This is a genomic window from Pseudomonas sp. KnCO4, assembly GCF_045344305.1.
Lineage (GTDB): Bacteria > Pseudomonadota > Gammaproteobacteria > Pseudomonadales > Pseudomonadaceae > Aquipseudomonas > Aquipseudomonas anuradhapurensis.
Genome location: NZ_CP174199.1, coordinates 2,922,156 through 2,935,144 on the forward strand (window position 1 = coordinate 2,922,156; position 12,989 = coordinate 2,935,144).

Below are 12,989 nucleotides of genomic sequence, written 5' to 3' on the forward strand. Positions count from 1 at the left end.
CCGGAGCGCAAAGGCGCCCTTCAGGCAATCGCCTTGAGGGGTGCGGGGTGACTGTCACGCAGCGCGTGCAGTTGCCCTACCAGGTTGACCAGGTCGCGGCAACTGTTAAGGCTTTGCAGCGGGACCCCGCTCAGGGTCACGCCCTCTTCGAGACTCTGGCCCTGACCCAGGCGGATGGTCAGGTTGGCGCCGTCCGGGCAGCTGACTTCACAGCGGTCGGGCAGGCAGGCCTGCTCGATCATCTGCCGCATCTCCAGCATCGAAACTCCTATCAACGACATGGTACGACCCTCTCTGTGGGATGGCCTGTTTGTGTGGAGTACACCTTTGTCAGGCACGGTGCCAATTGATATTGCGCATGCCGGGGCAGGCATTCATAACGCCGAGGCAATGGTCATGCGGAAATCCTTTAGCACCTTAGTGGAAGATTGCCGGTGTGCGCCGGGTGTTCGGATCCAATGGCGGATTTAACGACGAGCGGTCCCATCCGGCCCCAAGGACGCCCATAGGTGCTGAGCCGCATAGGCTCGCCAGGGTCGCCAGGCCAGGGCCCGTTCGGCCAGGTTCGCCTGGTCGCCTTCAAGCTTGCGCAACGCCTTGGCCAAGGCCACATCGCCCAACGGCAAGGCATCGGCTGCGCCGGCCTGGCGCAGCGCCAGGTAGGACGCGCTCCACGGGCCGATGCCTTTCAGCCGGCACAGGTCGCGCAGCAGCGTATCAAGCGGCTGCCCACGCCGCAGCAATCCAGGTTCGGCGAGCAAGGCATTGGCCAGGGTGCCCAGGGTCGCTGCGCGTGCACGTGGCATCCCCATGTTTTCGAACTGCGCGGCCGCCAATACCGGCAGTGTCGGGAAAACGTGGCTCAACCCTGGTACCACCAGGCGCAGGGCTTCACCGTGGCGTTGCACCAGGCGCCCGGCCAGGGTCATGGCCCCGGCCACGCTGATCTGCTGGCCCAGCACTGTGCGCATGGCTTGCTCACCGGCGTCCCAACCTTGTGGCACGCGCAGGCCTGGGCGCTGCTGCAGCAAGCGGGCCATCAGCGGATCGTGGGCAAGCCCGGCATTGATCTGCGCAGGCTCGGCATCAAGGTCGAACACCCGCCGCAGCCTGGCGACCAGGCCTGGCAGCGCCCGGGCCGGAACGCCTTCAAGACGGATGCGCAGGTACTGGTTACCCGAAGGCGTGGCGTGTACAACCGCATGCCGCCCCGCAGCCACCATCGAGCGACTGTAGGTGCCACCCAGACAGGTCTCGACGCCAGGGATACAGCGGGCGGCGAGGAAGGCCAGGGTCGAGGGCCAATGATAGGGGGCACGGTAGCGTAGCCACAGGGTCTGGTGGCTGGCGCCGGGCAGCGATCGGCGCACCGTGTGCAGGGAAGTGAGCTTGGCCATGGCTGCATCATGCCAGCAAATGCACGAGCTGTACCGGCGTCGTAGCCGGTACAGGCCGTTCAATCACGGTTCCGTCGTGTTCCGGGCGTCGTGCATCTGCCCGAACCGTCCGGCATGGAAATCATCGAACGACTCGGCAATCTCCGCCTGGCTGTTCATCACGAACGGGCCATACCCCACGATCGGTTCATCGATCGGCTCACCGCTGAGCAGCAGTACGCTGGCACCCTCCAGCGCTTCGATGGCGACGTCTTCACCCGACCGGTCAAGCAGCACCAGGCTGGCCGGGCCAGCTTCGCGCTCATGGTTGACCCGCACGTTGCCGCGCAACACCACCAGCGCCGCGTTGCGCCCGGCGGCCACCGGCAGGCGCAGGGTGGCACCGGCATTCAGGCGCAAGTCCCAGACATCCATGGCGGTAAAGGTCCGCGCCGGCCCCGAGTGCCCGCGATAGTCACCCGCGATCACCCGCAGGCTCCCGCCCTCGCCGTCCAGCATGACCAGCGGGATATCCTTGGCCAGCAGCGTCTGGTAGCCAGCCGCTGCACGCTTGTCCCGCGCCGGCAGGTTGACCCACAGCTGGACCATTTCCAGCATGCCGCCACTGCGGGCAAAGCCTGGGGAATGGAACTCCTCATGGATGATGCCGTTGGCAGCGGTCATCCATTGCACGTCACCGGGGCCGATCAAGCCACCCGCACCCGTGGAGTCACGGTGCTCCAGTTCGCCCTGGTAGACGATGGTCACGGTCTCGAAGCCGCGGTGCGGATGCTGGCCGACGCCGCGCCGCGCGTTGGTCGGCGTGAACGGATGAGGGCCGGCATAATCCAGCAACAGAAACGGGCTGATCTTGCTGGCCAGATTGTCGTAGGTGAACAGGCTACGCACCGGGAAGCCATCACCCACCCAATGGGCGTGAGGGCTGCGGTGGATACCCAGTATGCTTTTCATGAGAAGGCTCCTCTCTTGGCTGCGATCACCTTACCAGCGATGCCAATCAGGCAGTAGCTGGCTGAAATGGCATACATCGTTCCATATGAAGGACAATCAGAAGAACAGGGCGTGGAGGATCGGATGCCCCGGGTATTGCGACCTCGAACAATGCTCCAGATCAGCCACGCCGTCCTGGCCAATGCTGGCTGGAAAACTATCCCGCCTGCTGCAGCAGGAAGGCCCGCACGGCATCGGCACAAGCCTCGGGATGTTCCTGCATGAAGCAGTGCCCACCGGCAACCTGCCTGCCGCTCACCTGAGGGGTGAGCGCGGTCAGGCGCTTGACCGAATGGGGCACGAAGGGATACGTATCCTCGCCATACAAGACGTGCGTAGGTGTGCGGATCGCCGCCAGGCTGGCCCAGAGGCGACGGGGGAACGAACTGAATATTTCCACTTCGCGGCTGGGCCGGCACTTGAGTACCACCGCCTCACCGCAGTCACCGATGGCATGCTCGACATAGGCGTGCAGCGCTGCATCGGTCCATCCCTTGAAGATCCCGCGGCCCTGTAGCGAAGCCAGCGCCGTCTCTCGATCAGGCCAGTGGCTACGGCGGCTGGCGGCCTTGCGTGCGAGCGCGTGGCGCCGGTGCAGGCCAAGCAATGCAGCCGCGCCCATTACCCCGAGCATGCGCCGGCTGAACAACACCGGATCAAGCAGCACGGCACGGCCGAACAGTTGCGGCTCACTGGCCAGGATCAAGGCCGTGAGCACGCCCCCGAAGCTGTGCCCCACGGCATACCGTGGTACATCGCCATACTCGCCCCGCCCGGCGGCGAAAGCCTCCACCGCCAGCGCAGCGGTACGGTTCCAGCCACGAAAGGCCCCACCATGGTCGCTGTCGCCATGGCCCTGGACATCGCTCAGCCACAGGTCGAAATGCTCGCCCAACCGCAGCAGCAAAGGCTGGTAAGCCAGGCAGCAGAAGCCGTTGCCGTGCAAAAAGTGCAGCAACGGCCGGCCACTGGCCGGGCTTCGCCAGCCCCGCAGGGTGAAGCCTTCGGTGCATTCATGGGACCAGGGGATCAACTGCATCGGCTTGCTGTACTCGCGGGGTCAGGAAAACGCCGATTCTACAAACAGCAGCGGGTACAGTGAAATCACCAGCAGCAAGGCCATCAGGACATTGAACAGCATCAGCCAGCGCGGGTTCTGCAACAGTGTGCGCAGGGCGCTGCCGAACATCACCCACACCCCCACGCTGGGCAGGTTGACCAAGGCGAACAAGGCGGCAATGACGATCACGTTGGCCACATAGCCCTGCGCCGGCGTGTAGGTGGTAATGGCCCCCACCGCCATCACCCAGGCCTTTGGGTTGACCCATTGAAATGCCGCAGCCCCCCAGAACCCCAGCGGTTTACCGGCGCTGGTCGAGGCCGTGCCGACCGGCCCGGAGGTGGCAATCTTCCACGCCAGGTACAGCAGGTAGGCAGCGCCGCTGTAGCGCAATACCGTGTACAGCATTGGCCAGGCCTTGAACACCTCGCCTAGGCCCAGGCCGACGGCCAGTACCATCAGCATGAAACCGACACTGATGCCCATCGCGTGCGGAATCGAGCGGCGCACACCGAAGTTCACCCCCGACGCCAGCAGCATGGTGTTATTGGGCCCTGGCGTGATCGAGGATACGAAGGCGAACAGCACAAAGGCGGTCAGCAGGTCGGCAGAGGCAAGCATGGCGGGCATTCCATTTTCTTCATCGGTGCTGCCACACTAGCGGAGTTGCCTTCTTCGCGACGGGTACAGTTCCGATAAATTATTCAGATACACATTACTGTACCGCCACCATGAGCCCAAGGAAGCCGTCACCATGACCGTCACCATTCGCCCTGCCGTACGCACCGATGCCGAGCAGATCCTGGCCTTCATCACCGAGCTGGCCGAGTACGAACGCGCCCGTCACGAGGTCATCGCCAGCGTTGCCGATATCGAGCACAGCCTGTTCGGTGAAGGCAGCACGGTGCACAGCCTGATCTGCGAGCGCGATGGCCGGGCAATTGGCTTTGCCGTGTATTTCTACAGCTATTCGACCTGGCTGGGGCGCAACGGCATCTATCTCGAGGACCTGTACGTGACCCCTGAACAACGCGGCGACGGTGCCGGTCGGCAACTGCTGCGGCACATTGCCCGCGAAGCGGTGGCCAACCACTGCGGGCGGCTCGAATGGAGCGTACTGGACTGGAACGAGCCGGCGATCGGCTTTTACCGGTCGCTGGGGGCCGAGGCGCAGGATGAGTGGGTACGCTATCGCCTGGATGGCGACAAGCTGGCGGCATTTGCGCGCGGGTGAGCAGCCATACACTGCCGCGGGCGGCCTTGCGAGCCTTCGCGGCACCCGCTTGGCGCCGATCAATTCCCTGCCCCAGAGGCATCTGACAATTGACGCCAGGCGCAGCCCATGGTCTTCTTACACCTCGCGTTCAGGTGCCCCCTTGGGGTGAAACGGGAAACCGGTGCGTCACAGGCCCTCCAGCAGGGCCGGACAAAGCCGGTGCTGCCCCCGCAACGGTAAGCGAGCGAAGCGTCAATACCACTGTGCCCTGTAGTCGGGCATGGGAAGGCGATGCTTTCCAGGAGCCCGGCTCCTCCTCGCAAGCCCGGAGACCGGCCTGGCGTTCATGAACACCCCGCGGTGGGCGGGCGCTGTTGCATTTCCCTGGGCAGTCACGCCCGGGGTTGCCGCGCTCGCCCGTTGCTTCCAACAGCAGAGGAACGCGTCATGCCTGTCACCAGCGCCAAGCCACACAGCCTTGCCACTCCCGTCACGCTCAGCCAGCGTGTCGTCATCGCCGTCGGCGCCAGCCTGCTGGGCCTGTGCCTGGTGTACTTCGCCGGTTTCTCACACATCGAGGCCGTGCACAACGCCGCTCACGACACCCGCCACAGCGCCGCCTTCCCCTGCCACTGAGTACGCCTGATGATCATGCGCATTGCCCGTACCGCGGGCTTCAGCGGGCTGCTAGCGGCCTTGTTGCTGACCCTGCTGCAAAGCTTCTGGGTCGCCCCGCTGATTCTCGAGGCGGAAACCTACGAGACGTCGGCGCCAGCGGCTCAGCACGAGCATGGCAGCGAAGTGCCGGCCCATGAGCACAGTGCCGAAGCCTGGTCGCCGGAAGACGGTTGGCAACGCGTGCTGTCGACTACTGGCGGCAACCTGGTGGTTGCCGTCGGCTTTGCCCTGATCCTGGCCGCCCTTTACAGCCTGCGCGAACCGCGGCGTATCGGCACCGGTGCACTGTGGGGCCTGGCCGGTTTCGCCGTGTTCTGCCTGGCCCCGACCCTGGGCTTGCCGCCGGAGCTGCCAGGCACCGCTGCCGCCGACCTGGGCCAACGCCAGGCCTGGTGGATCGGCACGGCCAGCGCTACCGCCCTGGGCCTGGCCTTGCTGGTGTTCGCCCGCCACTGGCTGCTGAAAGTGCTGGGCGTTGCCCTGCTGGTGGTCCCGCATGTGATTGGCGCGCCACAGCCCGAGGTGCATGAAAGCCTGGCTCCCGAAGCGCTGGAAACCCAGTTCAAGCTCGCCTCGTGGCTGACCAACGCCGCCTTCTGGCTGGCCCTGGGCCTGCTCAGCGCCTGGCTGTTCCGCCGCGCCAAGCAGGCCTGATGGCGCCCTTCTATGCCGGCTTCGGCTGCCGCCGGGGTTGCCCGGCGGAGGCCTTGGAAGCGTTGCTCCGCCAGGCCCTGAGCACTCAGCGCCTGGCCCTGGCCGACCTGCATGGCATCGCCAGCATCAACCTGAAGGCCGACGAACCCGGCCTGCAACAGCTGGCCGAACGCCTCGCCGTGCCCTTGGTGTTGTACCCTACCGCGCAACTACACGCCTACCAGGCGCAGCTCAGCCACCACTCTGCTGCGGCCCATGCCCACAGCGGCTGCTGGGGCGTGGCAGAAAGCGCAGCCCTGGCGTTGGCCAGCCAGCGACGTGGCACCGCCAGGTTGCTGCTGACGCGTCAGGTACTGGGCCCGGCGACCCTCGCCCTGGCTTGTTGAAGGTTTCACCGCCACTTTTCTGCAAGGACTTTCCATGACGGTCTATTTCATCGGCGCCGGCCCCGGCGACCCGGAACTGATCACAGTCAAGGGGCAACGGCTGATCCGCCAGTGCCCGGTGATCATCTATGCCGGTTCGCTGGTCCCTGCCGCAGTGCTCGAGGGCCATCAGGCCGAGACCGTGATCAACAGTGCCGAACTGCACCTGGAGCAAATCATCGCCGCCATGCGCAGCGCGCACGAACAAGGCCAGGACGTGGCCCGGGTGCACAGCGGCGACCCCAGCCTGTACGGCGCGATCGGCGAGCAGATTCGCCACCTGCAGGCGCTGGGCATCGACTACCAGATCGTTCCCGGGGTCACTGCCACAGCGGCCAGCGCCGCCCTGCTCGGCTGCGAACTGACCCTGCCACAAGTCGCCCAGACGGTCATCCTGACCCGCTATGGCGACAGCTCGCCAATGCCTCCCGGCGAGCAACTGGCCGACCTGGCGCGGCATGGCAGCACGCTGGCGATTCACCTGGGGGTCCGGCACCTGCCGCGCATTGTCGATGAACTGCTGCCGCACTACGGCGCACAGTGCCCGGTGGCGGTGGTGCATCGCGCCACCTGGCCAGACCAGGATTGGGTGCGTGGCACCTTGGGCGATATCGTCGAGCGCGTAGCAGCCAAGGACTTTCGGCGTACCTCACTGATCCTGGTCGGGCATGTCCTGGGCGACACACCGTTCGCCGAGTCGGCCCTGTACCGTGCCGGCCACGCCCATCTGTATCGCCCTGGGAACTGAGCATTGCCAGGGCCGGCGCAGGCATAGCAGACTCTTTGTTCCTACCTGCGAACAGGAGTCATGCCAATGCTGGATCTACGCCCCAACTGCGAGTGCTGCGATGCCAACCTGCCGGGTGACAGCCCCGATGCGTTGATCTGCTCGTTCGAATGCACGTTCTGCCGCACCTGTGCCGAAACCCGTTTCCACGGGCGTTGCCCGAACTGCGCCGGCCAGCTGGTGGCCCGCCCGACGCGGGTCGGCCAGGCGCTGGCCAACAACCCTGCCTCGACTCTGCGGGTGAACAAGGCGCATTCTGCCTGCGCTTGACCCGCCTCAACAAACGGGCATCACCGCTTTGGTAGGGTGATGCTTCCCATATTTGTAGGAATTTTCAACAACAAGCGCGGGGACTTTCAACACTTCTATACTCGGCATTACCAAACTTCGGGAATGGTCGTATCGTGCAGCGCTTCCGATAACCCCCCTTGTTCAGACGTATTCCTGAGTGTTCCAGGAAGCGGACCACATCCCGACAGGAGTTTCCTTCATGACAACCGTGCTGATCGTTGACGACCATCCCATCGTCCGGCTGTCCTTGCGCATAATGCTCGAGCGCGAGCGCTTCGATGTCGTCGGTGAGGTCGGCAATGGCAGCGAAGTGGCGCAGGTCGCCCGCGAACTGCGCCCGGATGTGGTCATTCTCGATATCGGCCTGCCCGGCCTGGATGGCATGGAAGTGATCAAACGCCTGCAATGCCTGGAGCCGGTACCCAAGGTCATGGTCCTGACCGGGCAGGCGACCGACCTGTACGTGCGGCGCTGCCTGGATGCCGGGATCGGTGCCTTCGTCACCAAGGAAGAGGACCACGATGCATTGCTGTTTGCCCTCAAGGCGTTGGTCAAGGGCTACTCGACCTTCCCGCAGATGTCGGTCAACAGCAACTCGCTGGAAAGCGAGCCGGTGCGCCTGGCCAGCCTCTCCAACCGTGAAATGGAAGTGCTGCGGCGCCTGGCGCGCGGCGAGAACAACAAGAACATCGGCACCTGCATGAACCTCAGTGCCAAGACCATCAGCACCTACCGGGGCCGCATCATGGAAAAGCTCAAGACCGAATCCCTGGTGGAAATGGTCGACCTGGCCAAACGCAACAGCGTCCAGTGAGCGTGGCCCCGCCATGAAACGCCTGCTGGCAAGCGCCCTTCTGGTCATCGCCCTGGCCAGTTCCAGTGCGCTGCTAGCCAGCAGCGAGCCCCGCCAGTTGCTGGCCCGCTCGGTCAGCGCGGCCGCGCCAATGGCACTTTCCAGCGACGACCGGCAATGGTTGCAGCAACGCCAGCGCCTGCTGCTGGGCAGTTCGCGGCCCGACTATCCACCGCTGGAAATCAATGTCAGCCAACGTGACTATGAAGGCCTCAGCGCCGATTACGCAGGCATCATTGGCGAACAGCTGGGTGTCGATATCGAAGTGCGCCGTTTTGACAGCCGCCACGAAGCCATCGCTGCGCTGCGCGATGGCCGTATCGACCTGTTGGGCAGTTCCAACGCGTTCGAGGCAGCCGATGCCCAACTCAGCCTCAGCGCCCCCTACGCTGATGACCTGCCGGTCATCGTCACCCGCGAAGGGCAACGTTTGAAGAGCGGCTCCGATCTTGCTGGCCTGCGCCTGGCCATGGTCGACCACTACCTGCCCGCCAGCACTGTCCGGGCCCTCTACCCCAAGGCGCAATTGAGCCTGTATCGCTCCACCCTGGCGGGCCTGGCTGCCGTCGAGCTGGGTGAGGCCGATGCCTACCTGGGCGATGCCATCAGTACCGATTTCACGATTGGCAAGAGCTACCAGGGCCTGTTGAAGATCGACCACTTCTGTCAGGTCGCGCCCGGGGCGTTTGCCTTCGCCCTGGCCAGCGACAACCCACGCCTGCGTCGGTTGGTCGACGAGGCGCTGGCGCGCATCAGCGAAAGCGAGCGCCTGAACATCCTGCGCCGTTGGAGCAGCGGCAATACCAGCCTGCTGCTGCAACGCCACCTCGCCGCCCTCACCGCCGAGGAAGAAGCCTGGATCGCCGCCAACCCCACTGTCAGTGTGCTGATCAATACCTCGCTGGCACCACTGACCTTCAACGATCCGCAAAATCATCCCAGCGGCATCACCCTCGATCTGCTCAAGCAGATATCGCTGCGCACGGGGTTGCGCTTCAAGCCGGTCGAAAGCCCTTCGGCGCATACAATGATCGAACGCCTGATGCGCGGCGATGCACAGATGATCGGTGCCCTGGGTTATGGCGCGGACCGTTCGAAACAACTGCGCTATACCCGCCCCTACCTGGTCAGCCCGCGGGTCTTGGTCACCCGCAACGAACCCGCGCCACCCGCCCAGGCCAACACGCTGCAGGGCCAGCGCATTGCCTTGGTACGCGGCTCTCCGCAACGGGCCATGTTGCAGCGGCGCTATCCCCAAGCCACGCTGGTCGAAGTGGATAACCCGCTCGGCCTGATGGAAGCCGTGGCCAACGGTGACGCCGACGTCGCCTTGAGCAGCCATATCAATGCCGCCTACTACATCAGCCATGTGTTCAAGGACCGCTTGCGCATCACCAGTGTGCTCGACGACGACCCAGCCGTCGCTGCCTTTGCCGTGGCCGCAGACCAGCCACAGCTGCAGGCGATCCTCGACAAGGCCCTGCTGAGCATCCCCCCGGACGAGCTGGACCAGCTGATCAACCGCTGGCGCACCAGCACCCTGGTCAGCGACAGCCCCTGGCGCGACTATCGCACCCTGGCCCTGCAGGTACTGGTGCTGTCGGCCTTGCTGCTGGCTGGGGTGGTGTTCTGGAACAGCTACCTGCGCAAACTGATCAACCAGCGCACCGAGGCCCAGCATGCCCTGCAAGCGCAGCTGGCACTCAGCCGCGGCCTGCTGGAGCAACTGCGTCAGGCCAAGGACGACGCCGAGCAGGCCAGCCAGACCAAAAGTACCTTCCTGGCCACCATGAGCCATGAAATCCGGACCCCGATGAACGCGGTGATCGGCTTGCTCGAGATGGCCCTGGAGGACAGCCGCAGCGGCCACTGCGACACCCAGACGCTGCAGACCGCGCATGATTCGGCAATCGGCCTGCTTGAGCTGATCGGCGATATTCTCGACATTTCCCGCATCGAATCCGGGCACATCACTTTGCAGCCGGTGCCCACCAACCTGGTCGAGCTGGTACGGGCCAGCGTCCGCGTGTTCGAAGGCAACGCACGCGCCAAAGGCCTGCACCTGTACAGCGAGCTGCCTGACGCGTCGGTCTGGGTCGAGGCGGATCCGCTACGCCTCAAGCAGGTGTTGTCCAACCTGATCAGCAACGCCATCAAGTTCACCGACCGCGGCGAGGTCCAGGCCAGCCTGCGCCTGCTTGCCGCCGACACCGACGCCGCCCCGTTGACGGTGGAACTGACAGTACGCGACACCGGCATCGGCATCAGCCCTGCCGACCAGGCCCGGCTGTTCAATGCCTTCGTCCAGGCCGACGGCCCCCGGGCCCGCCAGGGGGCCGGCCTGGGCCTGGTCATCAGCCGCACCCTCGCCGAATTGATGGGCGGTTCGTTGAACTTGCAAAGCGTCGAAGGCGTAGGCACCAAGGTGCAGGTCAACCTGCAACTGCCCGCCTGCACAGCCCCAACCCCGGCCGAACAACATGCGCCAGTATCGGAAGACAGCAGTGGCCCGTTGAACATACTGGTAGTGGACGACTACCCCGCCAACCTGCTGTTACTGGAACGCCAGCTGCACAGCCTGGGGCACAGCGTGACGTTGGCCGAGAACGGCGAAATCGCCTTGGCCCGCTGGCAGGCGGCGCACTTCGACCTGGTGATTACCGATTGCAGCATGCCGGTCATGGACGGCCATCAGTTGACCCGTCGAATCCGCAGCCTCGAGGGCGAGCGCGGCCTGGCGCCTTGCCGAATTCTCGGAGTGACCGCCAACGCCCAGGCCGAGGAGCGTGCCCGCTGCCTGGCCAGCGGCATGGACGAGTGCCTGTTCAAACCGATCGGCCTGCGTACGCTCAAGACCCATTTGCCCCAGGCCCAGCCCCGGCAACCGCCGCCAGCCCAGCACGCCAGCGGCTTCGACCTCGGCGAGCTACGCCATTTGACCCAGGACGATGAACAACTGACGCGGCATTTGCTGGAACAACTGTCGCAAAGTACCAGCGAAGACCTGGCCGCACTGCGCGCACTGGGCCCAGACGCCCCCAGCGAGGCAGTGCGCGCCCTGGCCCACCGGATCAAGGGCGGCGCGAAGATGCTCAGGATGCGCGCACTGGTCAAGGCCTGCGAAGCCATCGAACAGGCCCACGCCCAGGGCCTGCCAACGGCGGAACTACGCCTGCAACTGGAACACAGCTTACAGGCCCTGCAAGGCGAACTGGGCGATACGCTCAGTGCAATTGCAGCGACGAACTGATCTGGCTGATGGCATCCACCACGTGTCGTGAACCCTGTTGAATTTCCATGATCACCGTGCCGGCCTCGTTGGCCAGGGCCACGCCATGCCCGGTGCGGGTCAGGCTGGACTGCATGCTGGCCACGGCCAACAGTGAAAGGTCATGGTTCTGCCGCACCACATCGACAATGTCCAGGGTGGCCTTGCTGGTCCGCGCCGCCAGGCTGCGCACTTCGTCGGCTACCACGGCGAAACCGCGCCCGTGCTCGCCGGCGCGGGCCGCCTCGATCGCCGCATTCAACGCCAGCAGGTTGGTCTGGTCGGCAATCCCGCGGATGGTCAGCACGATCTGGCCGATCACATCCGACTGTTTGCTCACCGCGTCGATGCTGCGAGCGGCGTCGTTGAGTTCCTGGGAAATCTGTTCGATCACCTGCACGGCTTGCTGCACCACCTGGGTGCCCTTGCGTGCGCAGGCATCGGTTTGCACCGAGCTGGCATGGGCGGCATCGGCAGCGCTTTGCTGGGTACTGACCTGGCGGGTGATGTCGCGGGCGAACTTGACGACCTTGTACAAGCGGCCCTTGCTGTCGAAGATCGGGTTGTAGGAGGCCTCCAGGTACACCGTCCGGCCGTGCTTGTCGACGCGCTCGAAGCGATGCGAATGGTATTCGCCGCGGTTGAGCGACGCCCAGAACTCGCGGTAGCCCGCCGACTCGCGCTCCTGCGCCAGGCAGAACAGCCCGTGATGGCGGCCGACCACCTCTTCCAGGCGATAGCCCATGGTGTCGAGAAAGTTCTGGTTGGCCGTGATCACCCGGCCTTGCGGGGTGAACTCGATCACCGCCATCGACCGGCTGATAGCCTTGAGCAAGCTTTCGCTTTCGTGTTCCTCGACCACCCGCTGGCTGATATCGGCCGCGACCTTGATCACGCTGCTGACCTGCTGCTGCTCGTCCAGTACCGGCATGTAGCTGGCCTCCAGCCAAACCTCGCGGCCCGCCTTGTCGATGCGCTCGAAGGTACCGCTGATGGCTTTGCCCTGCCCCAGTTCACGCCACAATTGCTGGTATTCAGCGCTTTTTGCGTAGTCAGGGTCGCAGAACAGCCGGTGGTGCTTGCCACGCAATTCGTCGGCGCTGTAGCCCATGGCCTGGCAGAAACGCTCGTTGGCGTCGAGGATGGTGCCGTCGGGAGCGAATTCGATCATGGCCATGGCGCGGCTGATCGCCGCCAGCTTGGCCTGCAAACCGGCCAACGCCTGATGGCTGCGCTGGATCTCGACCAGATCGGATTGGCGATGAAAATCGAACATGGCGACGGCCTCCTGTATGCGCGGTGTCCTGAGCATAGATCGCCGTCGGGGCCATGCAAGCACAGTGCTATCAGCGTGTACAGGCAATAGCCGC

Annotated in this window: 14 protein-coding genes, 1 pseudogene and 1 riboswitch; of the genes and pseudogenes, 8 read left to right on the forward strand and 7 right to left on the reverse strand. The window is 64.7% G+C overall.

From position 1 onward, the window contains the following. Positions 1-20: 20 nt before the first annotated feature. The 5 genes from ACJA3S_RS13820 to ACJA3S_RS13840 form a co-directional block, all read right to left on the reverse strand. On the reverse strand, positions 21-281 hold the full coding sequence (locus ACJA3S_RS13820; RefSeq protein WP_406818892.1) for a DUF1652 domain-containing protein: 261 nt from the start codon (positions 279-281) through the stop codon (positions 21-23). A gap of 186 nt (positions 282-467) precedes the next feature. Further along, a complete protein-coding gene (locus tag ACJA3S_RS13825) occupies positions 468-1,397 on the reverse strand; it encodes a DNA-3-methyladenine glycosylase family protein (protein ID WP_406818893.1) in 930 nt (309 codons plus the stop codon). Between the two features lie 63 nt (positions 1,398-1,460). Further along, complete coding sequence (locus ACJA3S_RS13830; RefSeq protein ID WP_406818894.1) at positions 1,461-2,348, reverse strand: pirin family protein; 888 nt, start codon at positions 2,346-2,348, stop codon at positions 1,461-1,463. A 196-nt stretch (positions 2,349-2,544) separates the two neighbouring features. Then, a complete protein-coding gene (locus tag ACJA3S_RS13835) occupies positions 2,545-3,426 on the reverse strand; it encodes an alpha/beta fold hydrolase (protein WP_406818895.1) in 882 nt (293 codons plus the stop codon). A 21-nt stretch (positions 3,427-3,447) separates the two neighbouring features. Further along, entirely contained in the window at positions 3,448-4,077 is a 630-nt protein-coding gene (locus ACJA3S_RS13840; protein ID WP_406818896.1) for a LysE family translocator, read from the reverse strand. Positions 4,078-4,201: 124 nt separating this feature from the next. Here ACJA3S_RS13840 and ACJA3S_RS13845 point away from each other — a divergent pair, with 124 nt between their 5' ends. From ACJA3S_RS13845 to ACJA3S_RS13880, 8 genes are all read left to right on the forward strand, one after another. Then, positions 4,202-4,681 carry a GNAT family N-acetyltransferase gene (locus ACJA3S_RS13845; protein WP_186685831.1) on the forward strand — a complete coding sequence of 160 codons (480 nt, stop codon included), beginning with the start codon at positions 4,202-4,204 and terminating at the stop codon, positions 4,679-4,681. Positions 4,682-4,796: 115 nt separating this feature from the next. After that, positions 4,797-5,019: riboswitch (cobalamin riboswitch) on the forward strand. Positions 5,020-5,110: 91 nt separating this feature from the next. Then, positions 5,111-5,299, forward strand: a complete 189-nt coding sequence (locus ACJA3S_RS13850; protein WP_110742999.1) for a CbtB-domain containing protein — start codon at positions 5,111-5,113, stop codon at positions 5,297-5,299. A gap of 9 nt (positions 5,300-5,308) precedes the next feature. Further along, complete coding sequence (locus ACJA3S_RS13855) at positions 5,309-5,995, forward strand: CbtA family protein (protein ID WP_406818897.1); 687 nt, start codon at positions 5,309-5,311, stop codon at positions 5,993-5,995. Next, positions 5,995-6,381 (forward strand): cobalamin biosynthesis protein, encoded by a 387-nt coding sequence (locus ACJA3S_RS13860; protein ID WP_406818898.1) that lies wholly within the window; start codon positions 5,995-5,997, stop codon positions 6,379-6,381. Before ACJA3S_RS13855 ends, ACJA3S_RS13860 begins: the two co-directional genes overlap by 1 nt. Positions 6,382-6,415: 34 nt before the next feature. Further along, entirely contained in the window at positions 6,416-7,168 is a 753-nt protein-coding gene (gene cobM / locus ACJA3S_RS13865) for a precorrin-4 C(11)-methyltransferase (RefSeq protein ID WP_406818899.1), read from the forward strand. A gap of 66 nt (positions 7,169-7,234) precedes the next feature. Further along, positions 7,235-7,477 (forward strand): DUF1272 domain-containing protein, encoded by a 243-nt coding sequence (locus tag ACJA3S_RS13870; protein ID WP_406818900.1) that lies wholly within the window; start codon positions 7,235-7,237, stop codon positions 7,475-7,477. A 220-nt stretch (positions 7,478-7,697) separates the two neighbouring features. After that, complete coding sequence (locus ACJA3S_RS13875; protein WP_406818901.1) at positions 7,698-8,312, forward strand: response regulator; 615 nt, start codon at positions 7,698-7,700, stop codon at positions 8,310-8,312. A 13-nt stretch (positions 8,313-8,325) separates the two neighbouring features. After that, complete coding sequence (locus ACJA3S_RS13880) at positions 8,326-11,601, forward strand: transporter substrate-binding domain-containing protein (protein WP_406818902.1); 3,276 nt, start codon at positions 8,326-8,328, stop codon at positions 11,599-11,601. Here the strand turns inward: ACJA3S_RS13880 and ACJA3S_RS13885 are convergent. Further along, entirely contained in the window at positions 11,576-12,070 is a 495-nt protein-coding gene (locus tag ACJA3S_RS13885; protein ID WP_406822254.1) for a methyl-accepting chemotaxis protein, read from the reverse strand. The genes ACJA3S_RS13880 and ACJA3S_RS13885 overlap by 26 nt on opposite strands. 90 nt (positions 12,071-12,160) lie before the next feature. Beyond that, a pseudogene (locus tag ACJA3S_RS13890) lies at positions 12,161-12,931 on the reverse strand (PAS domain-containing protein); the annotation flags it as partial. Between the last annotated feature and the right edge of the window lie 58 nt (positions 12,932-12,989).